Here is a 25,697-nt window from a genome sequence, read left to right on the forward strand (position 1 = left end):
CGACGCGTAAGGGACGTTCAACGTCCGCAACGCGTCGTTCGGGACGCAGGGGAGTCCGGACCCGCGCCTCACAAGCCTCACCCGTCACCGCAACCCCAACGTCCGGCCGTGACCGACGCTGAGCCACGTTGATCGACGCCCCCGGCTCACCGGCGAGGCCCCAACCGCTGAAGGACACCCCCAGCGCAGAGAGCCCACCAAAGGCGTCCCCCAGCACGTGACAACCGCTCACCCGACTGCCGCAGCGCCTGCCCCGAAAGCGGCACCCGGGGGCCGCGAACAACGACCGCGGCTCTATACCACACTTCGAGCACCCCGAAACCAGTTGTCCACAGGAAGCTGAGTTATCCCCCGGGTTATCCACAACATTTCACGGCGATGGAGTAGTGGGTGTCCACAACGTGTGGGGGTGTGGATGAACTGGGAGCGGATATGTGGGGGCGGCAAGCGAGTTGTCCACAGTCGCCCGAAGGGGTTAGCTGGGGATCTCCGCCGCCCGGGCCCGCCAGGAGCGCGCTTTCTCGCGGTTGCCGCAGACCCGCATCGAGCACCACTGGCGCGAGCGGTTGCGCGATTCGTCGTAGAAGGCCCACAGGCAGTCGTCCGCGGGGCAGATCTTCAGCCGGATCCAGTCGCCCCGCACCGCCAGCCGCGCCGAAGCCGCGAGCACCGCGCCGACGGCGTCCGCCGCGACCAGCGCCGGGCCGTCCTCGGTCAGGGAGATCTGCGTGGCGACGTCGAGAGCACCGCCCGGGAGCCGGGGATCGCCGATCGCGGCACGCAGTTTGTCCCGCGCCGCCCGCGCGTCATCCGCCGGATTCGGGGAAACCCCGTGTTCGGCGGCCCAGCGATGCCAGCGTTCGGGATCGTCGAGCAGGTCGTCGCCGCGTTCGACATTGACGGTGTTGAGAAAGGCCACCACCAGGGAAGCGTCGGTGTGCACCCCGCCAGTGTACGGGCGCGACCGGTTGCGACCTGCCCGCCTAACCACCATAATCCGAACATCGGTTACAGCTGACGAAAGGGGAGACGGATGAGTGCGATACCGACGTTCGGGGGAGTGGCGCTGGATTGCCCGGATCCGGCGGCGCTGGCCGGGTTCTACCGTGAATTGCTGGGCTGGGACCCGGCCGAGATCAAGCACGACGGGCACTGGGCCACGCTGACCAATCCCCAGGGCGGCGCACGGCTGGAGTTCCAGCGCGTCGAGGATTTCCGGGCGCCGGCGTGGCCGTCGCAGGAGAATCCGCAGCAGGCGCACCTGGATCTCGACGTCACCGACATGGAAGCCGCGCACGAGCGGGCGCTGGGAATCGGCGCGAAGCTGCTGGACGACTCACCGCGTACGTTCCGCGTGTACGCCGACCCCGCCGGGCACCCGTTCTGCCTGTGTGCCTGCTGATCGGAGCGCGGCTGACGCGCCGCGCGGAAAATGCGTAGGCTGCCATATGTGATTTGTCCGAAGTGTCAGAATCAGATGCGGACCGTCGACAAGAACGGCATCCACATCGACCAGTGCGACGGCTGCCGCGGCATCTTCCTCGACCGCGGCGAGCTGGAAGCCATCGTCGGCGCGGAGAACACGTACTACAACCAGGCGCTACCGCCGTATCAAGGCGGCCCGCCGCCCACCGCGCACTACGGCAGGCCGGACTCGCCGAAGCCGTATCGCGGCGGCTACGGCGATTCACCCAAGCCGTACCGCGGTCGCTACGGCGATTCGCCGAAGCCCTATCGGCACGGCGGCTACTCCGACTCGCCCCGACCGTACGGACACGGCGGGCATGGCCACCGCAAGCGCAGCTTCCTCGAGAACCTCTTCGACTAGGTGGTTCTCGACCTCAGGATCTGCCCGGCCTGCGGGGACCGCGCCGAACGCCCGATCGTCGACGGCGAAACGCTCACCTGTGCCCGCTGCGGGCACAGGTGGCCGTTTCGCAAGCTCCCGCTGTTCGCGCTGACCGGCCCGAGCGGCGCCGGGAAGTCGACCGTCGGCCCCGAACTGGCCCGGCGGCTCGCTCCCGACGCCGTCGTGCTGGAGCAGGACGTGCTGTGGATCGGCGCGCTGCGCGACGACATCCCCGCGTTCCGCTCGGCCTGGCTGCGGATGGCGGCGATGCTCCACCAGAACGGGCGCCCGGTCGTGCTGTGCGGGACCGTCGCGCCGCCGGAGTTCGAACCGCTTCCCGAGCGCGCCTTCTTCGACGGCATCCACTACCTCGCGCTGATCGCCGACAACGACGTCCTGCGGCACCGGCTCCGGGCCCGGCCGGAATGGCGCGAGTGGGACGAGCCGCGCATCGACGAGACGCTGGAGTTCACCGACTGGCTCCGCGACAACGCCAAGGCACTCGACGTCGAACTGTTCGACACCACGGACGTCCCGCTCGAGGCCGCCACCGACCACGTCGAAGCCTGGGTCCGGAATCAGCTCGCGCGCAGCGGCCAGCGGCGGCCGTCCGGGGAGTCCAGCCAGAACTCCTGACGCTCGCCGTCGAGGGTCAAGCCGAACCGGTCCCGCTCCGGCTTGCCCAGCTCGCACCATTCGTCGTACGCGCGCTCGGCGATGTCCCACAACGCCCGCGGGCCGCCCTGAGCGACTTCGCGGACGTCGCCCGCTTCGCGGCAACGCGCCCATGAGCCGTCCGGATGGACAAGGACGAGCCCGCTCGTCGTGCCGTCGACGCCGGGACGCGGGTCGAACGCCATGGTGTCCTCACGGATCGTGCCGACGCCGTCCAGTGCGAGCCCGGCGAAGAACTCGAACCGGTTCTGCGGCTGTAGCACCATCGCCAGCGGCAGCTGGGCCCGTCGCCAGTCCTTCGCGCACGGCGAGGGCGGCATCGGGAGATCGCGCCGGTGCGCGCGAAGCGGCATGAAACGTCCGTCGCGCGCGAGCACCTGGCCTCGTCCCGTCGCGCCTTCGCCGACGACGATCCGGACCAGGCCGGCGCCGATCGGCCGGTTCAACGTCGTGACGATCATGCCGCCCGGCACGGTCTGCGCCAGCCACGCGGGCGGGATCACCGACACCGCGCAGGTGCACAGGATCCGGTCGTAGAGCACTCCCGCCGGGAATCCCTGGGCGCCGTCGGCGGTCGCGCACGACGGCGCGTACCCGGATTCGGCCAGCCGGGCCTTCGCCACCGCCACGAGCGAGCCGTCGATGTCCACTGTGGACACCTGGCCCGACCCGGCGCGGTGGCAGAGCAGCGCGGCGTTGTATCCCGTCCCGGTGCCGATCTCCAGCACCCGCTGGCCGTCGCCCAGCAGCAGCTCCTCCAGCATGATCGCCATGATCGAGGGCATGCTCGACGAACTCGTCGGCGTCCCGGGAACCGGCCCCGACTCGCGCGCCAGCTCCCAGCGGTTCGGATCGTCGTCCAGCTGGGTAACCAGGACGTCGGTGGAGTAGACGCGCTCGCGCCAGCCGGGGTCGCCGCGTTCGACGGCCCGCCAGCCGCCGTCGACCGGCAGGAAGAACCGGGGCAGGAAGGCATGGCGTGGCACCGAACGGAACGCGGCGATCCAGCGCGGGTCGTGCAGCACTCCCTCGGCGAGCAGCCGCTCGACGAGGCGGCGTCGCAGGCGCGCCATGCCTGTCATGTCCCCACGGTAGCGGGTGAGCGCGAACACACCCGATAGTTGCAAGCAGAGTGCTTGCAATAGCTAGCACCGGCGCGTAGCGTGGAAAACGTCGCGAGGAGGTGACCGGATGGCAGAAACCGGTGGGACCCAGCCTGGTACGGGCGGCCCGATGGAGAAGGTCGCGGACATCGCTTCCGACATCGGCGAGTACATCCGCCAGCAACGGAGCAACGCGAAGATCTCGCTGCGCCAGCTGTCGAAGCTCGCCGGAGTGTCCAATCCGTACCTGAGCCAGATCGAGCGCGGGGTCCGCAAGCCCAGCGCGGAGATCCTCCAGCAGATCGCCAAGGGCCTGCGCATCTCGGCCGAAGCGCTCTACGTGCAGGCGGGCATCCTCGACCTGCCGACGGGCGGCCCGGTCGGCGATGCGATCCGGGCCGACGCCGAGCTGACCGAACGCCAGAAACAGGTCCTGCTCGACGTCTACGAATCCTTCCGTCGCGAAAACTCGGCTTCCCGGCCAGTCGCCGAGCCCACCGTGACCCCAGAGCCAGCACCTACCGCCGCCGAAGGCACCAAAGACACCAAGGAGTCAGCATGACCGCCCCGAAGACCGAGGACGTCCGCAAGGCCCTCAACAACGCCATCGACCAGGTCCGCACGCCGCTGCTCGCCGCGCTCGGCGCCGGCAACCTCGCCACCCAGGCCGTTTCCGACGCCGTGTCCAAGGCCAAGGAGAAGGTGACCGAGGGCAGCGAGACCGCCCGCAAGAACCTGTCCGACCTGCCGACCGACGTCGAGAGCCTGCGCGAGAAGGTCGACCCGGCCGAGCTGCGCAAGATCATCGACGAGTACACCGAGGCCGCGCTCAAGCTGTACAACAAGCTGGCCGAGTCCGGCGAGGAAGCCTGGGACAAGCTGACCGCGCAGCCGCAGGTCAAGAAGGCCATCGAGCAGCTCGAGGACGCCTTGAGCACTGCTCAGGAGCGCGTCGAGGGCGCCACCTCCGAGGCCCGCGAGCGTGTCGACGAGGTGCTCTCCAAGGTCACCAAGCGCACCCGCTCCGCCGGTGAGAAGACCGCCCGCACGGTCAAGAAGGTCGCCGCGGACACCGCCGAAGCCGTCGAGGACCTGGGTGACGACGTCGCCCACGAGACCCGCTCGGTGACCCGCAAGGTCGCGAACAAGACCGCGCCGCGTGCGGCCAGCACCACCCGCCGCACCACCACGAGCCCGGCCGCGAAGAAGCCGGCCACCCCGAAGGCCGACAAGTAACGAGCCCGCTCCGGCTCAGTCCCCCGAAGCCCGCGTCGGCGTCGGGGGACTGAGCCGTTCGGGCGGTTTGCCGTAAGCTGGAACAGTGCTAGTCGCCGAATGGATCATGAGGGTCGTCCACTGGGGCAGCGCAGCGGTCGGGCTCTTCGCCTTCATTCACGCGCTTCTCCAGCGAGCGGACGCGTACTCGGCCGCGGATCGCAAGACCAAGCCGATCTGGATGCTCATCACCGGCGGCAGCACCCTCGCGATGGCCCTGTTCCGGCTGGACACCGCCGGGATGATCTTCTGGGTGCCCGCGATGGCCGCCACGCTCGTCTACCTGGTGGACGTGCGGCCCCGGCTGATCGAGGTCCAGCGCGGCGGCCGGAACTGGTAGCCATTGGCTACCCCAGCCCTGCCCCCGCCACCACCCTCAGCGGAGACGCTTCGCGTCACGGCTACATTCGAGGTGTGACGACCTGGACCATCGCCGGGAGCCTGACCGTCGTTCCCGCCCCCACTCGCACCGAACTGCTCGCCGAGCCCGTCGCGAAGGCGCTCGCCTCGCTGGCCGATCCGGACGCCATCGGCGTCGCCGAGATCGACCCCGAACTGGCCGACACCGCCGCCTTCTGCGAGGCCTACGGCTCCCCGCTGGAAGCGTCCGCGAACTGCGTCGTCGTCGCCGGTAAGCGCGCCGGGGAGGTCCGGTTCGCCGCGGCGATGGTGCTCGCCACCACCCGTGCCGACGTCAACGGCACGATCAAGCGCCGTCTCGACGTCCGCAAGGCGTCCTTCGCGCCGATGGACGAAGCCGTCGAACTCACCGGCATGGCCTACGGCGGGATCACCCCGGTCGGTCTCCCCGCGGACTGGCCGATCCTGATCGACAAGGCCGTGGCCGACGCACCGGAGCTGGTCATCGGCAGCGGGATCCGGGGCAGCAAGCTGCTGATCTCCGGCGCCGCGCTCGCCGCGTTGCCCGGTGCCGAGGTGATCGAGGGTCTCGGCCGCCCAGTTGCATGAGCGTTTGGCTGCGGTATCTCTCCGGTGCCGACATCGACACGCTCGGCATCACCCATGCCGACATCGTCGGCGCGGTCGAGGACGTGCTGGGTGATCACGGCCGCGGCCGCGTCGTCTTCGAGCCGCGGACCCATCTCGTGCCGGACAACGGCGGCAAGGGGCACTTCAACGTCCTGCGCGGCAGCCTGACGGACAAGCACGTGAGCGGCGTGAAGGTCGTCGGCGACTTCGTCGCGAACTTCGAGCGCGGGCTGCCGAGCGAGATGGCGCTGATCCTGCTGCTCGACCCGGATACCGGGATGCCGCGCGCGATCGTCGACGGCACCATGATCACCGAGGCGCGCACCGGCGCGATGACGGCGGTGGGGGCGAAGTACCTGGCGCGCCCGGATTCGAGGGTGCTCGGGCACATCGGCGCTCGGGGCACCGCGTGGTGGAACGTCGTCCTGCTGGACGAGACATTCGACTTCGCCGAGATCCGCGTGACCAGCAAGCGGCCCGAGTCGCGAGAGGACTTCGGGCGGCGGCTGTCGGAACACCTCGGCAAGGACGTGCGCGTCTGCGCGAGCGCGGAGGAGACGCTCGACGGCGCGGACATCCTCGTTGAAGCGTCGCGGCTGACCGAGCCGGAAGCATTGGTGCGTAAGGAATATCTGCGTCCCGGAACGTTCCTGGTGCCGTACGGCACGATCAGCGCGCTGGAGCTGACGATCCTCGACGCCGTGGACAAGGTCGTCGTCGACAACTGGCGCGAGTCCCGCTCGGGCGATCACCGGTTCGGCGCGCTGCGGCCGCAGGTCAGTGCCGGGCTGCTCACCGCGGAAACCATGCACGCCGAGATCGGCGAGATTGTCGCGGGCACGAAACCCGGGCGGGAGAACGACGACGAGCGCATCCTGTTCTGGCACCGCGGACTGTCCACAACGGATTTGGCGGTGGCGCACCTGATCCTGACCAGAGCCGAAGCCGCCGACGTCGGCACGATGCTGCCGTACCGATGATCATCACAAGCCACGACGACATCCACCCGCTCGACATCGAGGAGCGGATCGAACTCGCGCCCGAACTGCTCGACGCGATGGCGGAGAACCGGGCGCGGATGCTGGCCGCGCTGGCGTCGTCGCCGAGGCCCGTGTACGGCGTGAACACCGGCATGGGCCGGCTCGCCACCCATAAATTGTCACCAGAACAACAAGCCGGGCACCAACGAAATCTGCTCATCGGACGCGCGGTCGGCGGCCCGCCGTGGCTGCCGGAGGACGACGTCCGGATGCTGCTGGTGGCGCGCCTGCGCGACGTGCTGCGCCCGGACGCCGGGGCGAGCCCGGAGCTGGCGCGGTTCCTCGCCGACCGGATCAACGACCGGTTCATCCCGGCCGTGCCGCGTTCGGGACTCGGCAGCGCGGGCGAGATCATCCCGCTTTCCCATGCCTTCCAGACGTTCCTGGGCATCGGAACGGTGCTGGAGGACGGCGTCGAGACCCCGGCGGCGGACGCCCTCGCGCGGCGCGGCGTCGAGCCTTATGTGCTGGGCCCGAAGGAGGGCGCGACGCTGATCCAGGGGTCGCCGCTCGCGATCGTGCACGCGGCGCGTACCTGGGGCGAGACCCAGCAACTTGTCGACTTGCAGACGTTGGCGGCGGCGATCACGATCGACGTCCTGGGTGCGCCCCGCGATGTCTACGAGCCGAAACTCGCTCGTGGCGACGACCATCGGTACACGTTGATGCATGAGCTGGACATGCTGATCACCGGCTCGTCGGTGCGGGCCGGGGTCGTGCAGGCGCCGGTCTCGGTGCGGGTCGGTCCGCGCGCGATCACCCACGCGGACCGGGTGAACAGCGATCTCGCCGCCGCGCTCCGGCGCTGGCGGGAGGACCCGACCGACTCGCCCGCGTTCCTCGACGGCGAGTTCGTGCCGACGACCGGGTTCCACGCGGTCGAGCTTGGCCTGCGGATGGACGCCGTCTCGGCCGCGCTGGTGCACCTCGGCGAGGTCTCCGTGCAGCGGATGAACCGGCTGCTCGACGAGCGGTTCAGCGGTCTGCCGCCGCAGCTCGCCGTCGATCCGGGACCGCAGGCGGGGCTGGTGCCGTTGCACAAACGGGCCGTCGGGGAGCTGCACGCGCTGCGACGGCTGGCGGCTCCGGCGACGCTCGGCTCGATGGACACCTCGGCAGGCCAGGAGGACGTGCAAGCGTTTGCGTGGGCTGCTGGGGAACAGACGCGGGCGGCCGCGGCGCATCTGTTCGCGATCACGGCGTGCGAGCTGATCGCGGGCGTGCAGGCGCACCATCTTCGCGAGACGCCCGCGCCGCTCGGGCTGCGTGCGGCATATGCATGGCTGACCGGAATCGTCCCGCCCGCGCTCGTCGACCGTCCGCTCGGCCCGGACGTCGAGACGCTGGTCGGGCATCTGCGCGAGTCGTACTTCGACGACCTCACGACGTTGACCTGAACCGGTCGCGCCGGGACCGTTCCCAGCGCGTGAGGCTTACGGTGCCGGACGTGGCGCAGAACGACGTCGAGGCGTTCCGGTTTCCCGAGGACATCCTGCCGGTCCTCGGGCTGACCGACGAGGTCGACCGGCTGTGGGACCAGGGACGCTTCGGCTCGGCCGTCGACGTGATCCTGCGGTACCTCAGGACGTACGGGAGGTCGGCCGCCGCGTTCCGGTGGGCGCTGCCGCTGCTGCGCGCGACCCGGACTCCGGACGCGAACATCGTCGAGCCAGTCACCGACGCACAACGCGGCAATCCCTACTTCGCGCCGATCGCGACCGAGTGCGCACGCTGTCAGTCCTATTGGTACTCCGGCCACGTGCTCGTGCGGGAGCACCGGATGACGGTGACCAACCCGATCGGCAGGCAATGCCAGTCGTGCCGGTTCACGTTGTGCCGCGACTGCTTCACCCTCGACGACGTCCGCTGCCCGGAGGAAGGCTGCTTCGGTGAACTCGGCGTCCCGGTGTTGCCGACGGGGCGGCCTCGCGGCCTGCCCGCCAATCGGCACACCGAGAAGATCGAGCACGTGATCATCCTCTGGGAGGGCGAACCGACCGAGCTCGGCGAGCTCACCCGGCTGCTCGATCTGGCGTGTACCTGGCAGGACTTCGCGGGCATCCGGGTGATGTCCCAGGAAGCCGACCTCGACCGGGAAGCAGGCGACCTGCTGCTGGCCGCCTGCGAGCTCAACGGCGTGGTCAGCCCGCGTGCCCTTGACCGCACCCGTGGCCTGCGGATCGACAGTCCCGGCCTCGGACGGCGTCAGCTCCTCATCACCGCGGCGCCCGCCACCGGACCGGCGTCCCGGCTGAGCGGGCCGATCAGTTACACCGTGGCCAGGAAACCCCGGAACGCGAGCAGACGCGGCTGGTTCCGCCGGGTGAACTAGGCTAACTGTCCATTGTGTACTCCTTGGCTGGGTGGGCGGAGGGTGTCACCGTGGCGGATCAGATGAGTCGCGGCGAGGGCGGACCACGGTTGCCCGCCGAGATCCCGCGTGACACCCAGCTCGGTGAGCGCGGCCTTGAGCGCGGGATCGGCGGCCGGGAACGCCGTGCGGTCCCCGAGGCGGTACGCGATCAGCTGTGCCAGCTCGGGGTCGAGACCGGGGACTTCCGCCAGCTCCGACGCCCGCGCGCCGTGCCGTAGCGGAGTGTCCTCGCCGCACACGGCGGTGGCGACGGCCGCGATCGCGGAGGCGGCCCCAGCTGGGAGCCCGAGGCCGGTCAGACGTGCGGCGTCGACGGTGGCCGGGTCGGGGAACGTGTGGGTGAGTTCGCCGGGCAGGCCGGGGACCGGGGTGCCCAGCTCCCGCACGATCCGGCCCAGCCAGGACGTCGCTTCGCCGGCTTCGCGGCCGCGGCTCAGGACGGCCCGCACGGCGACCTCGAACGGGCTCCACGTACCCGGCACGGCCAGCCCCGGACGGAGCCGGACGAGAAGGCCGAGCCGCGGGTCGCCACGCAGCTCGGTGGCCGCCGTTGCCTGGTCGGTGTCGAGGCCCAGGAGCTGGCCGACCCTGTCGACGACGTGGATCAGCCCGTACCAGTACGGCAGATGTGCGCGTAGCAGCAGGTGATCCGCGGTGCCCGGCAGGATTTCCAGCAGTCCTGGCGCGCCGTCGAGGGTGACCGTGCGGCGATACGTTTCCTCCTCCACCGATTCGACGCCGGGGACCGCGCGAGCGGCGAGGAACGCGCGGATCGCGCTCCAGTCGTAGCCGGGCAGGATCGGCAATCGCAGGGTCAGTCCGCCGTCCGCGACGAGCCGATCGGCCTTGCGGCGCCGGTTGCGCAGGTCTGTCGGCGAGGCGTGGAACACCTCGCGCATCGCCCGGTTGAACTGCCGCAAGCTGCCGAAGCCGGACGCGAAGGCGACGTCGAGGACGGTGAGATCGCTGTCATCGAGCAGGCGCCGGGCGAAATGCGCACGACGCGACCGGGCCAGCTGATCCGGACTGGCACCCAGATGCTGCAGGAACAACCGGCGCAGGTGCCGCGCCGAAAGGCCGACGCGTTCGGCGAGCGCGGCCTCGGTGCCATCGTGGTCGAGCGCGCCGTCGATGATCATCCGGACCGCGCGGCACACCAGCTCGGGAGTGTCCGAACCGATCGGCCCGGCCACGCGATACGGACGGCAGTGCAGACAGGCTCGAAAACCGGCCGCCTCCGCCGCGGCGGCGTTCTCGAAGACGCGGATGTTGCGGGCGAGCGGTTTCGAGCCGCAGCCCGGCCGGCAGTAGATCCCGGTGGTGACTACGGCGGAGTAAGTGGTCACGGCTCCTTCATACGCGGCACCACCGACAATTTCCGGCCGTCATGTCCGGATACGGCCGGACTCGGTGCGGTGCCGACGGGATGCTGGTCTCGTCACCGGCGCTGGGGGTGCCGGTGCGAACTTTCCCCGCAGACACGTCGAAAGAACCGGACATGGACCTCGAAACACAGAACCGCTACGCCGCAACGTTCGCGGCGCTGCACCGGCCGGTCGAACCACTGCTGCTGCCGAATGCGTGGGACGCCGCGTCGGCGGTCGTCATCGCCGACGCCGGTGCCCCGGCGATCGCGACCACCAGCGCCGGAGTCGCCTGGTCGCTCGGTGTTCCCGACGCCGCCGACCTCGGTGCGGAGCGCGCCGCCGGAGTGGTCGAACGCATCACGGCGGTGGCCGGGATCCCCGTCTCCGCGGACATCGAAGCCGGATACGGACCCGCTCCCGAGGACCTCGCCGCGACGACCGAGGCCGTGGTCAAGGCGGGTGCCGTCGGCGTGAACATCGAAGACCGCATCGGCGCCACCCTGCTCGAACCCGCCGAGCAGGCCGAACGGCTCGCGGCCGCCCGCGCCGCGGCGGAGCGCCTCGGCGTCAAGATCTGGATCAATGCCAGGACCGATCTTTTCCTTGCGGGAGAAGGACCTCTCGACGTCCGGGTCGACGCGGCGCTGGACCGCGCGTCCCGCTATGCCAAGGCGGGTGCGGACAGCCTGTTCGTGCCGGGGCTGGTGGATCTCGACGCGATCGCCAAGCTCGTCGCGGGCCCGTTGCCGGTGGCGGTCATGGCCTTCCCTGGCGCGCCGACCGTTGCGGAATTTGCCGAGGCCGGGGCGGTCCGCGTCAGCCTCGGCGGCGCGATCGCCCAAGCGGCCTACGTCGTCGCGGCGCGCGCGACCACCGAGCTGCTCACGAAGGGCACGTACGAAACCACTGCCGGCGGAGTCGACTACGGGGCGGTCAACCGGCGCTTGACCCAGGTCGCCGAACGGGCGTGAGCCCGAAAGCCCATCGACGCGTAGAGCGGCACGGCGCCCACCGACTTCGGATGGCCGATCACCGGGTAGACCACGGCCTGGTGGGCGCCGGCCGCGCGCAGCGCGTGCAACGCGGCGAGACAGACCGCGCGGCCGAGGCCCTTGCCCCGATAGCGAGGGTCGGTGCCGACGGGTTCGAGTTCGCCCGCGCCGTTGTGGTCGTCGTGCCAGATCAGGCACTGGGCGGCGAAGTCGCCGTCGGGCGCCTCGACGATCCAGTCGAGATCCGCGCGATACGGCCAGGCACGCATGACGTTCGCGTAGCTCTCCTCGGTCACCCGCGACGGATGCCAGACGGCCTGGTGCACCTCGACGCGTCGCGCGAGATCGTCAGCCGTGCAGGGGCGGAGGTGAAACCCTTGTGGCACAACAGGTTCCGGCAGGTCGTCGAGGTCGCGTGACATGTACGTCTCGAACACTGCTCTCTCTTCGCGAGAGTACCCGTCCGCTTCGAGAGCGGTGCTCACGTGTTTCTCGGCGTCGACGATCGTGACGGTCAGCGTGGGTGAGGTGGCGACCTCGGCGAACCAGGTGAGGACTTCGGTGGCGAGGTCGGGCCGGGCCGGGTCGACCTGGAGCATGAGCTCGCCGGGGAGCGTCACCCAGCCCCAGGCGAGGGTGGTGTCGTTCTCGGCCCAGATCGCGGTCGGCCATTCGGCTTCGCGGCCGGTGCTTTGGTAGCGCTGCCAGGAGAGGTCGCCGATGTGAACGGAACTTTCGGGGGTCCAGATGCGCTGCGTCAGCTCCTGCATGGCACGGAGATCGGCGGGCCCACTGAACTGTCGTCGCATGGGCCCATCCTGCGGCGCCTCCCCGCCAGGGGCCACCCATTTTCGCGGCAAGCGCGCTCACCTGAGTCCCGAGTGTCCTTTATGGACTTTAGTGCCGTACGGAGCGGGTGGTCGTCGGCGGGGCGCACGTCGCGAACGACGCGTTCGCGACGTTCAGCGTCTCCAACGGAGCGTTCGCGACGTCGGACTGTGGCACCCGGGGTCAGGGGCCGAGGTGGCGGCGGATGGCGTCGCGGATGGTTACCTCGGTGGTGGTCCGGTCGTGGGGGCGGCGGAGGTAGGCGCGAAGGTGGTCGAGGCACGCTTCGCGGCCTTCGCCGAGGCGTTCTTGGGCGAGTTCCGCGATGGCGTGGACGCCCGCGAGCCGCTCGGCGGGATCGGACGAGTCGAGCTGGGCTATCGCGTGGGCGAGGGGTTCGATGGCGCGCTCACAGGCCGTCGACGAGATGCCGCCACGCCTTCGGTGAGACCGCGAGCGTGCCGGACGCGGGCGCTTTCGAGTCGCGGACCGCGACGGCGTTCGAGGTGAAAGCGACCTCGACGCAGTTGCCTTTGGCGCCTTCGCCGGAGCTGTAACTGCTTTTGCGCCACTTCATCGCAGTCAACCTTGGCAGGTGGCGACGAGATGCCGCCACGCCTTCGCGGAGACGGCGAGTGTGCCTGCGGTCGGAGCTTTCGAGTCGCGGACACCTACGAGACCAGAGACGAACGCGATCTCGACGCAGTCGCCGTTGGCGCCTTCGCCGGAGCTGTGACTGCTCTTACGCCATGAGGCGTTGGTCAGATCCACGTCCTCGCTCCGAATCAGGTCTCGGCAATCACCCGCTGGATCAGTCGGATCGAGTCCTCCTCGTCGAAGGCCAGATCCGCAAGGTGGTCGAAAGCCAGCCTAGCAGGTTTGACCTCGTGCTCCTTCTCAAACTGCATGGCGCCGATACCGTGCTCGACGAAGGCGATGTCCGGTTCGCCGAAACTGGGGTAGCTCAGCACGGTGAAACCGCCGTCCCTGCCGGGATGGATCCCGAAGTCGAGCGAGATGATCTGCAGCGTGACGTTGGGGAGGGCAGCGCACTCGATGAGATGTTCCAACTGCTGCCGCATCTCCGCGGACGGCAAGTCCCGGCGCCAAAGAACGGACTCGTCAACGATCGCGTGCAGGGTAAGCGGATTGTCGCTGATGAGCCGTTCCTGGCGACGCAGCCGAACGGCGATCTCGTTCTGCTGCCTGCGCGGCGGCAGCGGCATCCTCGCGCAGGCGAAGGCCGCACGCATCCAGGGCTCGGTCTGCAGAAGTCCGGGGATGTAGCTGAGCTGATAAGTGCGGACCTCATCGGCGTCAGCTTCCAGGGGGACGTAACCCTTGTCGTTCAGACCGTAGGCGTGCCACCAGCCCTTCTCGAGGGCGCGGTCATACTGGCGGACCCAGCCGTCGTAGTCGGAGACGATGACGCCGTAGCGGTCGAGCAGCGCCAGGAACTCGTTGTACTTCGGCAGATGGCCGAGTTCGATGCGGCTCAGCTTGCTCGTGCTGAAGCGCAGTGGCTCACCGGCCTCCGCCTGTGTCATCCCGGTGTCCTCCCGCAGCCGCTGGAGCTTGCGGCCGAGCAGCCGCTTCCGCGGGTTGGGCTTGTTCCTCACGCGTAGTCACCCCTCGGAGCTGTTTGCGCACGGATCGTAGGGTGCGAATCAGCGAAGTGAGAATCCCACCGCCCGATCGGGTGGCCGCCGGGACCAACGCTGTCCGTCCAGTCGCTGGAGTGACCTGGGTGAACCTGGCCGATAACGTGGTTGGGTCGAGGCACGTTTCGCAGCGTGAATGGGGAGAAAAATGCGTTTTCGAAGACGGGTGTGTACTGCCCTCAGTCTGTCCTTCGCGATACTCACGGCGCTCTCGCTCACCGGTGTCGCCCAGGCGGCTCCGGCCAAGACCAAGCACGACCGCTCGGTGGGGATTCTCCGCGAATTCCCGGACGGGCTGAACATTCCCCTGGATCAGGATCTTCGCAAGCTCCCGGCCGCACTGGCGATCCAGCCGGACGCGCCGGCGCTCCCCGAGGACGAGATCACCACGAAGTCCTGGCAGTCGAACAAACCGGAGCCGGTGACCTTCGACGAATGCCATCCCGATCCGCGTGCCGGCAGCGGTTACGTGGTGAAGAACCGGCTCGCCGCGTGCAAGATGACCAACCTGCGCTACCAGCGTTACGCCTGTCCGGAGGCGAACTGCCCGGTCGTCGGCAGCGCGAGCGTCCGGGTCACCGTGATCTTCAACCTGCAGCCCGAACAACGGCGTGCCGTCGTGATGCACAAGCTTTACGACTGGAGCATCAGGGATATTCCGGCGAGTACGCAAATCGGGATCGGAATTTCCTGCGGCAAAGTGAACAAGGGCACGGCGTACTGCGATGAGTCCAACAGCGAGATGGACAAGAGCATCGCCGAATGGAAGGACGAGCCCGTCGACTTCCAGGTGCTCACGATGCACGGTGAAGACGCGCCGAACCCGGCGGACGCCCCGCGCACCAAAGCCGAGAAACGCACTTCGTATCTCCATGCGCGTCATTTCTTCGTCGTGGATCCGGACGACACCGAACGTGTGGAAGACACGCCGCTCAAGGTCACCCTCCGGTGCGACGTCGCGCGGAAGCTGTCTTCCTCGTACGTGCTGGGCAGCGACTGCGTCTTCCCGGTGATCGCCAAGTTCCTGCTCGACACCAAGGAACCCTCGTTCAAGGACGCGGCTTCGTTCATCGCCCAGGCGATGCACAACTACCGCTCGACTTACCCCGGGCTCGCCCAGGGAGACTTCGTGCCGGGCCGCTATCACTGGAACAGCGCGGACCGCAAGCCACCGCTGACGCGTCTCTACTACGACACGGCGGCCCAGAACGCCAACCGGACGCGAGCCGAAAATTCCTGCGTCGAGCACTGGGGGCCGGGCTACCGCGACCGTCCGGACGGCAGGACCAACGACTGCTTCGTGTATCCGTTCAACAGCACCACGCAAGGCGCGAACGCGAAGCCGCCGAACACGCCGCACGGTCAGGGCTATGCCGTCCAGCCGACCCTTTCGGACGCCTCACGGATACTCAACGCCGTCGTAGACCGCTTCACCTTCGACAACCACGTCCTCGACGGTGACCAGTACTGGATCCTGCTCGTCGAGTAGGTCGTTCCGTGAAGGCCTCCTTCACAGCGCTCAACGCTGTGAAGGAGGCCTTCACGGACCACCGCGTCAGCTCTCGGACCGCGAAGCGTTCTGGAGTGCGAGACCGCGCGGAGTGGCGAAGCGCTGAAGCAGCGTGAAGACGCCTTCGCAGACAAGTGCGAGCACGATGACGGCGATCGCGCCGCCGAGAATCTCGCCGCGGCCGGACACGCCCTGCGCGAAACCGTCCACAATGTACCGTCCGAGCCCGCCGCCGTCGTTCACGATGGCGCCGATCGCGACGGTGGCGATCAGCTGGAGGAACGACACCCGCGCGCCCGCGAGAATGACCGGCGACGCGAGCGGAAGTTCCAGGCGCAGCATGATCTGCCACTCGCGGTAACCCGTTCCGCGTGCGGCGTCGACGACGTCCTGTTCCAGCGCCACGACACCCGCATACGTGTTCGTGAACAGCGGCGGCAAAGCCAATGCGACGAGCGCGAGCAGCAGCGGCCAGAACCGCGTGTCCGCGCCCCAGCGGCTCGCGAGGAACCAGAACAGGATGATGAGCCCGAAACTGGGGATCGCGCGACTGATGTTCATCGCGCTGGTCGCCAGGAACGGCGCGCGCCGGTAGTGCGCGAGCCACGCGCCGAGCGGGATCGTCAGCACCGCGGCGATCGCCAGCGCCAGCAACGAGAACCGGAGATGTTCCAGCGTCCGGTAGGGGATTCCGGCGGGGACCGTCCAGCTCCAGCGGTCCGGTGCGGCGAGCCAGTCGTTCAGCTGGTCGAGGATGTTCATCGGGCCCGCACCTTCCGTGCCCACGGCGCCAGCGCGCGCTCGCTCAGCCACAACAGCAGGTCGACGGCGACCGCGAGCGCCACCGACAGCACGATGCCGACGATGATCGGCGTCGGGTTCGGGATCGTCGTCCGGATCCCGGCGAGGATGAAGTACCCGAGCCCGCCCTTGCCGAGGATCGAGGTGACGGTGACGAGCCCGATCGTCGTCACCGCGGCGACGCGCAGCCCGGCGATCACCACGGGCAGCGCGAGCGGGAGTTCGACCTGCCACAGCAGCCGCGAGCGCGTGAAGCCCATGCCGATCGCGGCTTCGCGGACTTCCTTGGGCACCTGGTCGACGCCGGTCACGATGTTGCGGATGAGGATCAGCAACGTGTACGTCGCCAGCGGGATCACCACGGTGGCGTACGAAAGGATCCCGAAAATCGGTGCCAGCACGGCGAACGCGCCGAGGCTGGGGATGACGTACAGCGCGCCCGTGGTGCCGAGCGTCACCGAGTAGAACCACCGGTAACGCAGTGACACGACGGAAAGCGCGAGCGAGACGACGAGTCCGATGCCGAGCGCGGCGGCGGTCAGCGAGACGTGTTCGAGAAGCCGCGTGACGATGGCGTCCGCGTTGCGCTCGACCCAGCGCCATTCGAAGATCGGCCGCCCGCCCTCGGCCGCGAACGGGGCCACGGAAGACACGAGCACTGGCCGACCTTACCCCGTTCGGGTCGGGAAATTCCGCTTCGTGAGAATTCTCCCGCAAGTGCTCCCAGTATGTGGTTTCTGTCGGTGCCCGGAGCTAGGTTCGAATCCTCTGTTCGAGTGATTGAGGAGTGTGCACGTGCGCTGGACACGAGTAGCCCGGGTAGCCGCGGTCTTTGCCGCCGCCGCGCTCGGCGTGACCGCCTGTGGGGGTGGCAGCGACCAGCCGTCCGCACCGAGCAAGGGCGGCGCGCCGATCGTCGTCGCGTCCTTCAACTTCACCGACAGCCTGGTGCTGTCCGAAATCTACGCCCACGCGCTGGAGGCCAAGGGCTATCCGGTGAGCCGCAAGCTCAACCTGGGCTCGCGGGAGCTGATCTACCCGTCGCTGAAGTCCGGTGAGCTGCAGTTCATCCCGGAGTACCAGGGCGCGGCCATCTCGACCGGGTTCGGCGCGACCGCGGCCAAGGACTCGGCCGCCGAGCACGAGCAGCTCGCGAAGCTGTTCGAGCCCGCGGGCGTCAAGCTGCTGAACTACGCGCCGGCGGAGAACAAGAACACCTACATCGTGAAGGCCGACGTCGCGAAGTCGAAGGGCATCGCGTCGATCAGTGACCTGGAGAAGCTGGACAAGGTCGTCCTGGCCGGTCCGCCGGAATGCGAGAAGCGGCTGCCGTGCTTCCGCGGTTTCACCGAGACCTACAAGCTGAACGCGACGTTCCAGACGGTGCAGGAGGCCGGTCCCCGGGTCGAACAGCTCAAATCGGGCGCCGTCACGGTGATCCCGGTCGACTCGGTGAGCCCGCTCGTGGGTGACCCGCAGTTCGTGGCGCTGAAGGACGATCTGACCATCGTCCCGACCGAGAACGTCGTGCCCGCGGTCAACAAGAAGGTGATCGACGAGCGCGGTGCCGATTTCGCGAACGTCGTCAACGCGGTCAGCGCGAAGCTCAGCACCGACGTCATGCGCGAGCTGAACAAGCGGGTCGACGCCGACGGCGAGCAGGCGGGCGACGTCGCGAAGGACTGGCTTGCGAAGCAGGGCCTCTAGCCGCTGCGGAAGTGGTGCCGCTCACGGAAAATGAACGGACCGTTCGTCGTGAAATTCACGATGAATGGTCCGTTCATTGCTTTCTGGGACGGGTGTGCAAGGGTGACGTTGTCAACGCCGTAAATCTGGAGTGAGGAGCGAGATGGGTAAGGTCACGGCCACCGCGGAACGGACGATCGACGCGCCTGCCGAGAAGGTGCGCGAACTCGTCGCGGACTACGCCGAAACACGCCCCAAGCTGCTCACCGAGCACTACCGCGACTACGAGGTCACCGAGGGTGGCGTCGGCGCGGGCACCCAGGCGAGCTGGAAGCTGCAGGCGACGTCGAAGCGGGTCCGGAACGTCGCGGCGACGGTGACCGAGCCGAAGCCCGGCACGCTGGTCGAGACCGACGCGAACTCCAGCATGGTCACCACGTGGACGGTCACCGAGGCGGGCGAGCGCAGCGTCGTCCGTATCCAGACCAGCTGGGACGGTGCCGGCGGCATCGGCGGCTTCTTCGAGAAGACGTTCGCGCCCGGCGGGTTGCAGCGGATCTACGACGGCGTGCTCGCGAAGCTCGCCGAGATCGTGTAGCCGGATCGTGTAGCGGTCGACACAATCGGAATGCGCGCCCCGGTTGGCTCGTTGGACCGGAGGTAATCGGGGCGTCCGCCCCGCTTGACCCCCAGGCCTTTAGGAGTTCGACGGTGAACGCTCCCACTCAGGCGACCGAGATCCGGCTCGCCTCGCGTCCGCACGGTGTCCCGACGTTCGACAACTTCGAGATCGTGGACACCGAGATCCCGTCCCCCGGCGAGGGACAGCTCCTGGTGCGCAACCTCGTGATGAGCGTCGACCCGGCGATGCGGGGCCGTATGCGGGACGTGAAGTCCTACGCGCCGCCGTTCGAGGTCGGGAAGGCCATGACCGGCGGCGCCGTCGGCGAGGTCGTCGAGTCCACTGTGGACACCTTCAAGCCGGGCGACCACGTGCTGCACCAGTACGGCTGGCGCACGCACGCCGTCGTGGACGCCAAGCACGCGGTGAAGGTGGACGCGTCGGTCGCGCCGCTGTCGGCGTACCTGGGTGTGCTGGGCATGCCCGGCCTGACGGCGTACTCCGGGCTGCTGGAGTCCGCGGAGTTCAAGGCCGGGGACACGGTGTTCGTGTCCGGCGCGGCGGGCGCGGTCGGCTCGCTGGTGGGCCAGCTCGCGAAGCTGAAGGGCGCGAAGCGGGTCATCGGCTCGGCGGGTTCCGCGGAGAAGGTCCGCTATCTCGTCGAGGAGCTGGGCTTCGACGCCGCGTTCAACTACAAGGACGGCCCGGTCGTCGAGCAGCTGCGTGCTGCGGCGCCGGAAGGCATCGACGTCTACTTCGACAACGTCGGCGGCGAACACCTCGAGGCCGCGATCGACGTCATCAACCTGCACGGGCGCATCGCGGTGTGCGGGATGATCTCGCAGTACAACGCGACCGAGCCGACCCCGGCGCCGCGCAACCTCGGGCAGATCATCGCCAAGCGGTTCACCATGCGCGGCCTGCTGGTGCTGGACCACTTCGGGCTGCAGGAACAGTTCGTCGCCGAGGTCGCGCCGCTGGTCGCCTCCGGGCAGCTCAAGTACTCGGAGACCTTTGTGGACGGTATCCGCAACGCGCCGGACGCGTTCCTCGGCCTGCTGTCGGGCGCCAACACCGGCAAAATGCTGGTCCGCATCGCCGAGTAGTCCCGGCGTTCCGTGAAGGCCTCCTTCACAGCGTTGAGCGCTGGTAAGGAGGCCTTCACGGCGCTTCAGGCTGGGTCAGTACTGCTCGTGGAGGGCGCGGTGGTCGAGGCCCTCGTCGAGCGTCTCGGCCGGGGTGTCCAGCTTCGCGTGGTCCCGCAGGATGGTGCCCAGCGTCGGCAGCGTCGTGCGCTCCGGCCAGGTCTCCGGCTTCCACAGCGACGCCCGCAGGAAAGCCTTGGCGCAGTGCATGTACAGCTGCTCGACCTCGATCACCACGGCCAGCTTCGGGCGCTTGCCCTGAACGACCAGGTCGTCGAAGAACGGCGCGTCGGACACCAGGGTGGCGCGGCCGTTGACGCGCAGCGTCTCGTTCATCCCCGGCACGAGGAACAGCAGCCCGGCGTGCGGGTTGCCGAGGATGTTCCGGAAGCTGTCGATGAGCTTGTTGCCCGGCCGGTCCGCGAGCACCAGCGTCTTGTCGTCCAGTACCAGCACCGATCCCGCCGGGTCGCCGCGCGGGGAGACGTCGCAGCTGCCGTCCGGCGCCGACGTCGCGAGCAGCACGAACGGCGAGTGGGCGATCAACGTCCTGGCGTGTTCGTCGATCCGGTCGATGATCTTGCGCTGTGTGGTTTCCTTTGCCTCGCCGAGCAGTTCGCGCAGCGCGTCGAGGGAGTCGATGACCGTGGCGTCGAGTGTCGCGTTCGTAGTCCCCATGGGTCCAAGCTAGCGCGCCATCCGGCCCGCGATCGCCATCCGCGCGGCTTCGGCGGACTTCCGCACCGTCAGGTCCACCGAGTAGCCGTGCTTCACGAAGACGCCGTCGAGGTGGAACGTGCCGTAGCCATGGGCTTGGGTGAACAGCTGCTCCATCAGCTCCAGCGCCGTCGGCGGGTCGGGGGCGACGGTCAGGCACAGCATCAGGAACTGGTCGGTCAGCCGCCGGGTCTGCTCGATCAGCTCCTCGTTGCCGGATTCGTGGAGCCCGTCGGCGTAGATGATGTGCATCCCGGCCCGGCGCTCGATCAGGTACCGGGTGTAGGTGCCCGCGGCGGCGGCCAGCGCGTCCACCGGGTCGTCGTGGGTGGCGATCGCGTCGTTGACACGGTCGGCCAGCTGGCAGGCGATGTGGCAGGCGACCTCGGCGAGCAGGCTCTCGCGCGTCGGGAAGTGCCGGTAAGGCGCGCCGGGGCTGACCTTCGCCCGCTTCGCGACCTGCGCGACGGAGAACCCGGCGAGGCCCTGCTCGGCGATCAGGTCCAGTGAGACGCGTATGAGTTCGGCGCGGAGGTCGCCGTGGTGGTACTTCCCGCCCATGACCTGGATCACATCTTTCGTTCGGAATATGTAAGAGCCCTCTTACGTCAGCATGTAAGAGGGCTCTTACAAGGAGGCCCCATCGCAACAGTACTCACCTTGGAGGGTTCCATGAGCACGACGACGCACGCCATCGCCGCTCCGGCGCCGGGCGCGCCGCTTGCCCCGACCACGATCGAGCGCCGGGACCTGCGTCCGAACGACGTGCTGATCGACATCGCCTACGCGGGTATCTGTCACAGCGACATCCACCAGGCCAAGGAGGACTGGGGCCAGGCGATCTTCCCGATGGTGCCCGGCCACGAGATCGCCGGCGTCGTCGCAGCGGTCGGCTCGGACGTCACGAAGTACCAGGTCGGCGACCGCGTCGGGGTCGGCTGCATGGTCGACTCCTGCGGCGAGTGCGAGTACTGCCGGGCCGGCACCGAGCAGTTCTGCGTCAAGGGCAACGTCCAGACGTACAACGGCGTCGGCTTCGACGGCGAGAACACCTACGGCGGCTACAGCAACCAGATCGTCGTGAAGGACGCCTTCGTCTGCCGGATCCCGGAGGGCATCAGCCTCGACGTCGCCGCGCCGCTGCTCTGCGCGGGCATCACCACCTACTCGCCGCTGCGCCAGTGGGGCGCCGGACCGGGCAAGAAGGTCGCCGTGATCGGCCTCGGCGGTCTCGGGCACATGGCCGTCAAACTCGCCGCGGCGATGGGCGCCGAGGTGACGGTGCTGAGCCAGAGCCTCAAGAAGCAGGAGGACGGCCTCAAACTCGGCGCGTCTGCGTACTACGCGACCAGTGACGAGTCGACGTTCGAGGTGCTGAGGGGCAAGTTCGACGTCATCCTCAACACCGTGTCGGCCAAGCTGCCGGTGGACGCGTATCTGAGCCTGCTGCGGGTCGGCGGCGCGATGGTGAACGTCGGCGCGCCCGGCGAGCCGCTGTCCTACAACGCGTTCTCGTTGCTCGGCGGCAACAAGGTGCTGGCCGGGTCGATGATCGGCGGGATCGCCGAGACGCAGGAGATGCTGGACTTCTGTGCGCAGCACGGCATCGGCGCGGAGATCGAGACGATCTCGGCCGACAAGGTCAACGAGGCCTACGAGCGCGTCGAGAACTCCGACGTGCGCTACCGGTTCGTCATCGACGCCTCGACCATCGGCGCGTGACCCCGCCGGGTGCGCGGCAGCCGCTCAGAACACCACTGTGCGGTTGCCGTGCACCAGGACGCGGTTTTCCAGGTGCCACCGCAGCCCGCGGGCCAGCGTGACCTTCTCGATGTCGCGGCCCTTGCGGACCATGTCCTCGACCGAGTCGCCGTGGTCGACGCGGATCACGTCCTGCTCGATGATCGGGCCCGCGTCGAGATCGGCCGTCACGTAGTGACAGGTCGCGCCGACCAGCTTCACGCCCCGGGTGTGCGCCTGGTGGTACGGCTTCGCGCCGATGAACGACGGCAGGAAGCTGTGGTGGATGTTGATCGCCCGGCCCGCCCACTCGCGGCACAGCTCAGCGGGCAGGATCTGCATGAACCTGGCCAGCACCACCGCGTGCGGGTCGTGCTCGCCGACGAGCTTGCGGACCTGCTCGAACGCCTCGGCCTTGCCGTCCGGGTCGCCGCTCGGGAAGGGCACGTGGTGGAACGGGATGCCGTGCGCGCGGGTGATGTCGCCCAGCGACGCGTGGTTGCCGATCACCGCGGCGATGTCGACGTCCAGCTCGCCGGAGGCGACGCGGCCGAGCAGGTCGTACAGGCAGTGCCCGGCCTTCGAGACCAGCACGACCGCGCGGCGCCGTTCGCCGGTGTCGCTGACCTGCCAGTTCGAGTCCGCCGACAGGTCTGCGGCCACCTCGGCGAAGCGAGCGCGCAACTCGGCGGCGTCGAAGGGCAGCGAGTCCGCGCGGACGACCTGGCGCGTGAAGAACCAGCCCGTGTCGGGGTCGGTGTGGTAGGCGGCCTCGACGATCCAACCACCGTGCTCGGCGAGGAACCCGGAGATCCGGGCGATGATGCCGGTGCGGTCGGGGCAGCCGAAGGTGATGACGTAGCGGCGTTCGGGAGCGGACACGAGTCCATTGTCTCCGGTGCTGGTCACGGCACTGTGCCGGGCTAGGGGAGTGTGACGTCGCCGATGGTTTCCGCGGCGTTCGGGCGGCCCTGCTTCGTGCGCGGTGGGCGCCGCCGGGATCCGTCGGCCGGGATTTTCCGCGTGCGGTGCCAGGGTTCTTCGATCGGCGGGAGGGCCCTCGTTGTTTCCCTGTGCCGTCAACGTTCCCGCTTGTTGTCCACAGGGAATCGCCTGTTGTGGACAACTTGGCGGCTACACCCCGATTTTGGGAGTCTTGTCGTACCCGGGCGATAGAATGTTGTCGGGGTCGCCCCCCGGAGCGGGTGGGGGATACCTATCCGGTGGTGTGGGGGAAAGTCTGTTCTCAGGGCCGTTGCGGCCTCGTGAGTGTCCTTTGTGGATTTTGGGGCCGTGAAGGCCTCCTTGCCGGCTCCCGACGCCGGTAAGGAGGCCTTCACGGCGTCAGACGCTCGTCGCGAACGCTCCGTTGGCGACGTTCAACGTCCCCAACGGAGCGTTCAGGACGCTCGAGCGGAGGCCCCTGACGGAAACGGCGCGTGCTCAGGGTTCGTGGTCGCGGCAATGGCCGGCGAGCGCACCACCGCCAGCCGAGCCGGACTCGTCGGCCACCTCGGCCACCTCGGGACGAAGGCTTCGAGGCCGATCGCTTCGAGCAGCCGCGGCGTTCGCCTGCGCCGACCGTAGCGCGCGCAGCCGCAGGCGCCGTCCCCCTTCGATCGCGGCGACCAGGCCGAGGCCGAGGGAGAAGGACAGCAGCAGGCCTTTGACCGGCTCGTCGGCGAAGGCCGTGCCGCCGACGGCGCCGATCAGCGCGCTGTAGATCGACCACAGGATCGCGCCGGCGGCGTCGAGCGCGGCGAACCGGGCGAACGGATAGCCGAGGCTGCCGTTCGCGAGCGCGCTCGCGACGCGTCCGCCGGGCAGGTAGCGAGCGGCCATGATCAGCAGTACCCCGTGCCGCCGGACCTGGACCCGGGCCCAGGCGTACCGGCGACGTCCGGACGGGCCGCGCTGCATCCGGGTGATGACGTGCGGGCCCGCGGCGCGGCCGACGGCGTAGCCGAGGCAATCGCCCGCCCAGGCGCCGGCGGCCGCGACGACGGCGAGTGCGGCGAGCCGTCCGGGATCGGGGCCGATGAGTACCGCGACCGTGATCACCGTGGTCTCGCTCGGCATGAACGGCAGCAGGGCGTCCAGTGCGGACACGGCGAAGACCAGCGCCCACAGCCACGGGGAGCCGAGGGTGCCGCGCAGGAGCTCGGTCAGCTGGGCGAGCAGGGTCACCCGTCCATGGTGATCACTCCAGGTCGCCCGCGGGTGACGCAGCGGGGTGCACCGGATGAACAGCACTTTCCCGGATCGGGGGCAAAACACCTTCGACGCGAGGGCAGAATGTGGCGCCTGGCTTGATCAACACCGAGAACCTGCTTTAGGTTCGGGCGGCCTCAGGGACACGTCGCCGGGAGGCTGCTCGCTTCCCGCGCACTGGAACCCTTTGCCAATCGGGGAAGAAGAACGCATGCGTACGCTTTTGAAGAAAGCCCTTTCCGTCGGCGCCGTCGTCGCGGCCGCCGGGCTGCTCGCCACCACGCCCGCCGACGCGGTGGCCAACGGACGGCCCGCGCCCGCCGGCGCGTACCCGTTCAGCGTCAAGTTCACGATGACCAAGATCCCGAAGCCGGACGGCGGCACGCGCGACAGCGCGTGTTCGGGCGCGCTCGTCGCGCCGCAGTGGGTCATCACCGCGGGCCACTGCTTCCACGACGTCAACGGCACCCGGGTCAGCGGGCCGGTGCCGTATCCGACGACGGCGACGCTCGGCAAGGTCGACCTCGCCGACAAGGGCGGCGAAGTCCGCAACGTCGTCGAGGTCCGGCAGACGGACGTGAACGACATCTCGCTCGGGAAGCTGGATCGCCCGGTGACCGGCATCCGCCCGCTCGCGATCGGCAATGAGGCGCCGACCGTCGGCGAAAAGGTGGTCCTCGCCGGGTGGGGCGCGACGTCGTCGGTCGACCCCAAGCCGTCCACGCACCTGAATCTCGGCGAGCTCAAGGTGAACGCGGTGGCCGACTCCACTGTCGGCGTCGTCGGTGTCGCGCCCGCGAACGACACCAGTGCGTGCTCGTACGACTCGGGCGCCCCGTACTTCGTGCCGAAGGGAACGAAGGCGGGCACGCTCGTCTCGGTGGAGAGCGACGGGCCGGACTGCCCGCACGCCACCCCCGAAACGACCTCCCGCGTCGACGTCCTCGCCCAGTGGATCGCCTCCGTGATCCGCTGAGCGAATGGTGGACTCAGGCGCCCGAGTGTGGAACTCGGGCGCCTGGATGTGGGGGAGCGCCCCCCGCCGCCCGGGCGGCCCCCCCCCCCTGGAGATGGCCCAATAAGCGGGGGGGGCGGGGGGCCCCGGGTCGGG

At 68.9% G+C, this 25,697-nt stretch carries 30 protein-coding genes; 17 read left to right on the top strand and 13 right to left on the bottom strand.

The genetic code is table 11. From position 1 onward, the window contains the following. Positions 1–475 precede the first annotated feature (475 nt). The gene (locus ACFWX1_RS40500) at positions 476–943 is read right to left on the bottom strand and encodes a CGNR zinc finger domain-containing protein (RefSeq protein ID WP_378395180.1); all 468 of its coding nucleotides are present in this window, start codon (positions 941–943) and stop codon (positions 476–478) included. Between the two features lie 90 nt (positions 944–1,033). Here ACFWX1_RS40500 and ACFWX1_RS40505 point away from each other — a divergent pair, with 90 nt between their 5' ends. Genes ACFWX1_RS40505 through ACFWX1_RS40515 form a run of 3 tightly spaced genes read left to right on the top strand, consistent with a single transcriptional unit; the run spans position 1,034 to position 2,485 of the window. Then, entirely contained in the window at positions 1,034–1,402 is a 369-nt protein-coding gene (locus ACFWX1_RS40505) for a VOC family protein (RefSeq protein WP_378395181.1), read from the top strand. A gap of 30 nt (positions 1,403–1,432) precedes the next feature. Beyond that, positions 1,433–1,828: a zf-TFIIB domain-containing protein gene (locus ACFWX1_RS40510; RefSeq protein WP_378395182.1), complete on the top strand. Its 396-nt coding sequence runs from the start codon at positions 1,433–1,435 to the stop codon at positions 1,826–1,828. Next, entirely contained in the window at positions 1,829–2,485 is a 657-nt protein-coding gene (locus ACFWX1_RS40515) for an AAA family ATPase (protein ID WP_378395183.1), read from the top strand. Here the strand turns inward: ACFWX1_RS40515 and ACFWX1_RS40520 are convergent. Continuing rightward, on the bottom strand, positions 2,428–3,606 hold the full coding sequence (locus tag ACFWX1_RS40520; RefSeq protein WP_378395184.1) for a methyltransferase domain-containing protein: 1,179 nt from the start codon (positions 3,604–3,606) through the stop codon (positions 2,428–2,430). The two genes, ACFWX1_RS40515 and ACFWX1_RS40520, sit on opposite strands and share 58 nt — an antisense overlap. A gap of 151 nt (positions 3,607–3,757) precedes the next feature. On the opposite strand from ACFWX1_RS40520, the gene ACFWX1_RS40525 reads away from it, so the two are divergent. The 7 genes from ACFWX1_RS40525 to ACFWX1_RS40555 all read left to right on the top strand — a co-directional run bounded on the left by ACFWX1_RS40525 (position 3,758) and on the right by ACFWX1_RS40555 (position 9,264). Next, positions 3,758–4,189 (top strand): helix-turn-helix domain-containing protein, encoded by a 432-nt coding sequence (locus ACFWX1_RS40525; protein ID WP_378395206.1) that lies wholly within the window; start codon positions 3,758–3,760, stop codon positions 4,187–4,189. Then, positions 4,186–4,863 (top strand): hypothetical protein, encoded by a 678-nt coding sequence (locus ACFWX1_RS40530; RefSeq protein ID WP_378323709.1) that lies wholly within the window; start codon positions 4,186–4,188, stop codon positions 4,861–4,863. The genes ACFWX1_RS40525 and ACFWX1_RS40530 overlap by 4 nt, the downstream gene beginning before the upstream one ends. 85 nt (positions 4,864–4,948) lie before the next feature. Then, positions 4,949–5,242 (top strand): DUF2516 family protein, encoded by a 294-nt coding sequence (locus tag ACFWX1_RS40535; protein ID WP_378395185.1) that lies wholly within the window; start codon positions 4,949–4,951, stop codon positions 5,240–5,242. A 74-nt stretch (positions 5,243–5,316) separates the two neighbouring features. Further along, the gene (locus ACFWX1_RS40540; protein WP_378395187.1) at positions 5,317–5,871 is read left to right on the top strand and encodes a YbaK/EbsC family protein; all 555 of its coding nucleotides are present in this window, start codon (positions 5,317–5,319) and stop codon (positions 5,869–5,871) included. Then, a complete protein-coding gene (locus ACFWX1_RS40545; protein WP_378395188.1) occupies positions 5,868–6,872 on the top strand; it encodes an ornithine cyclodeaminase family protein in 1,005 nt (334 codons plus the stop codon). Before ACFWX1_RS40540 ends, ACFWX1_RS40545 begins: the two co-directional genes overlap by 4 nt. Further along, the gene (locus ACFWX1_RS40550) at positions 6,869–8,329 is read left to right on the top strand and encodes an aromatic amino acid lyase (RefSeq protein ID WP_378395189.1); all 1,461 of its coding nucleotides are present in this window, start codon (positions 6,869–6,871) and stop codon (positions 8,327–8,329) included. The genes ACFWX1_RS40545 and ACFWX1_RS40550 overlap by 4 nt, the downstream gene beginning before the upstream one ends. 50 nt (positions 8,330–8,379) lie before the next feature. Continuing rightward, the gene (locus tag ACFWX1_RS40555; protein ID WP_378395190.1) at positions 8,380–9,264 is read left to right on the top strand and encodes a hypothetical protein; all 885 of its coding nucleotides are present in this window, start codon (positions 8,380–8,382) and stop codon (positions 9,262–9,264) included. Here the strand turns inward: ACFWX1_RS40555 and ACFWX1_RS40560 are convergent. Further along, positions 9,261–10,652 carry an AlkA N-terminal domain-containing protein gene (locus ACFWX1_RS40560; RefSeq protein WP_378395191.1) on the bottom strand — a complete coding sequence of 464 codons (1,392 nt, stop codon included), beginning with the start codon at positions 10,650–10,652 and terminating at the stop codon, positions 9,261–9,263. The two genes, ACFWX1_RS40555 and ACFWX1_RS40560, sit on opposite strands and share 4 nt — an antisense overlap. A gap of 152 nt (positions 10,653–10,804) precedes the next feature. Between ACFWX1_RS40560 and ACFWX1_RS40565 the strand changes: the two genes are divergently transcribed. Continuing rightward, a complete protein-coding gene (locus tag ACFWX1_RS40565) occupies positions 10,805–11,644 on the top strand; it encodes an isocitrate lyase/phosphoenolpyruvate mutase family protein (RefSeq protein WP_378395192.1) in 840 nt (279 codons plus the stop codon). Here the strand turns inward: ACFWX1_RS40565 and ACFWX1_RS40570 are convergent. The 4 genes from ACFWX1_RS40570 to ACFWX1_RS40585 all read right to left on the bottom strand — a co-directional run bounded on the left by ACFWX1_RS40570 (position 11,596) and on the right by ACFWX1_RS40585 (position 14,112). Continuing rightward, the gene (locus tag ACFWX1_RS40570) at positions 11,596–12,474 is read right to left on the bottom strand and encodes a GNAT family N-acetyltransferase (RefSeq protein ID WP_378395193.1); all 879 of its coding nucleotides are present in this window, start codon (positions 12,472–12,474) and stop codon (positions 11,596–11,598) included. The genes ACFWX1_RS40565 and ACFWX1_RS40570 overlap by 49 nt on opposite strands. A gap of 428 nt (positions 12,475–12,902) precedes the next feature. Further along, a complete protein-coding gene (locus ACFWX1_RS40575) occupies positions 12,903–13,070 on the bottom strand; it encodes a DUF397 domain-containing protein (RefSeq protein ID WP_378395194.1) in 168 nt (55 codons plus the stop codon). A 5-nt stretch (positions 13,071–13,075) separates the two neighbouring features. After that, entirely contained in the window at positions 13,076–13,264 is a 189-nt protein-coding gene (locus ACFWX1_RS40580) for a DUF397 domain-containing protein (RefSeq protein ID WP_378395195.1), read from the bottom strand. Positions 13,265–13,278: 14 nt separating this feature from the next. Next, a complete protein-coding gene (locus ACFWX1_RS40585) occupies positions 13,279–14,112 on the bottom strand; it encodes a helix-turn-helix domain-containing protein (protein WP_378395196.1) in 834 nt (277 codons plus the stop codon). Between the two features lie 190 nt (positions 14,113–14,302). On the opposite strand from ACFWX1_RS40585, the gene ACFWX1_RS40590 reads away from it, so the two are divergent. Then, positions 14,303–15,643, top strand: a complete 1,341-nt coding sequence (locus ACFWX1_RS40590) for a transporter (protein WP_378395197.1) — start codon at positions 14,303–14,305, stop codon at positions 15,641–15,643. Positions 15,644–15,709: 66 nt separating this feature from the next. On the opposite strand, the gene ACFWX1_RS40595 is transcribed toward ACFWX1_RS40590, so the two are convergent. Further along, positions 15,710–16,426 carry an ABC transporter permease gene (locus ACFWX1_RS40595; RefSeq protein WP_378395198.1) on the bottom strand — a complete coding sequence of 239 codons (717 nt, stop codon included), beginning with the start codon at positions 16,424–16,426 and terminating at the stop codon, positions 15,710–15,712. After that, positions 16,423–17,118 carry an ABC transporter permease gene (locus ACFWX1_RS40600; RefSeq protein ID WP_378395207.1) on the bottom strand — a complete coding sequence of 232 codons (696 nt, stop codon included), beginning with the start codon at positions 17,116–17,118 and terminating at the stop codon, positions 16,423–16,425. The genes ACFWX1_RS40595 and ACFWX1_RS40600 overlap by 4 nt, the downstream gene beginning before the upstream one ends. Positions 17,119–17,260: 142 nt before the next feature. On the opposite strand from ACFWX1_RS40600, the gene ACFWX1_RS40605 reads away from it, so the two are divergent. From ACFWX1_RS40605 to ACFWX1_RS40615, 3 genes are all read left to right on the top strand, one after another. Next, positions 17,261–18,172, top strand: a complete 912-nt coding sequence (locus tag ACFWX1_RS40605) for an ABC transporter substrate-binding protein (protein ID WP_378395199.1) — start codon at positions 17,261–17,263, stop codon at positions 18,170–18,172. A gap of 142 nt (positions 18,173–18,314) precedes the next feature. Next, positions 18,315–18,749 (top strand): SRPBCC family protein, encoded by a 435-nt coding sequence (locus ACFWX1_RS40610; RefSeq protein WP_378323693.1) that lies wholly within the window; start codon positions 18,315–18,317, stop codon positions 18,747–18,749. A gap of 113 nt (positions 18,750–18,862) precedes the next feature. After that, positions 18,863–19,879 (top strand): NADP-dependent oxidoreductase, encoded by a 1,017-nt coding sequence (locus ACFWX1_RS40615; protein WP_378395200.1) that lies wholly within the window; start codon positions 18,863–18,865, stop codon positions 19,877–19,879. A gap of 75 nt (positions 19,880–19,954) precedes the next feature. On the opposite strand, the gene ACFWX1_RS40620 is transcribed toward ACFWX1_RS40615, so the two are convergent. Together ACFWX1_RS40620 and ACFWX1_RS40625 are read right to left on the bottom strand one after the other, a co-directional pair. After that, complete coding sequence (locus ACFWX1_RS40620; RefSeq protein WP_378395201.1) at positions 19,955–20,596, bottom strand: pyridoxamine 5'-phosphate oxidase family protein; 642 nt, start codon at positions 20,594–20,596, stop codon at positions 19,955–19,957. 9 nt (positions 20,597–20,605) lie between these two features. Beyond that, complete coding sequence (locus tag ACFWX1_RS40625) at positions 20,606–21,208, bottom strand: TetR/AcrR family transcriptional regulator (protein ID WP_378395202.1); 603 nt, start codon at positions 21,206–21,208, stop codon at positions 20,606–20,608. A 99-nt stretch (positions 21,209–21,307) separates the two neighbouring features. Between ACFWX1_RS40625 and ACFWX1_RS40630 the strand changes: the two genes are divergently transcribed. Then, positions 21,308–22,357, top strand: a complete 1,050-nt coding sequence (locus ACFWX1_RS40630; RefSeq protein WP_378395203.1) for an NAD(P)-dependent alcohol dehydrogenase — start codon at positions 21,308–21,310, stop codon at positions 22,355–22,357. Positions 22,358–22,381: 24 nt separating this feature from the next. Here the strand turns inward: ACFWX1_RS40630 and purU are convergent, their stop codons facing one another. Then, the gene (gene purU, locus ACFWX1_RS40635; RefSeq protein WP_378395208.1) at positions 22,382–23,257 is read right to left on the bottom strand and encodes a formyltetrahydrofolate deformylase; all 876 of its coding nucleotides are present in this window, start codon (positions 23,255–23,257) and stop codon (positions 22,382–22,384) included. A gap of 561 nt (positions 23,258–23,818) precedes the next feature. Then, a complete protein-coding gene (locus ACFWX1_RS40640; protein WP_378395204.1) occupies positions 23,819–24,562 on the bottom strand; it encodes a DedA family protein in 744 nt (247 codons plus the stop codon). Positions 24,563–24,797: 235 nt separating this feature from the next. Here ACFWX1_RS40640 and ACFWX1_RS40645 point away from each other — a divergent pair, with 235 nt between their 5' ends. After that, positions 24,798–25,562, top strand: coding sequence for a S1 family peptidase (locus ACFWX1_RS40645; protein WP_378395205.1), 765 nt, complete (start codon positions 24,798–24,800; stop codon positions 25,560–25,562). Positions 25,563–25,697: the final 135 nt, after the last annotated feature.

Source organism: Amycolatopsis sp. NPDC059021 (assembly GCF_042739895.1).
In the GTDB taxonomy this organism is placed as follows: Bacteria; Actinomycetota; Actinomycetes; order Mycobacteriales; family Pseudonocardiaceae; genus Amycolatopsis.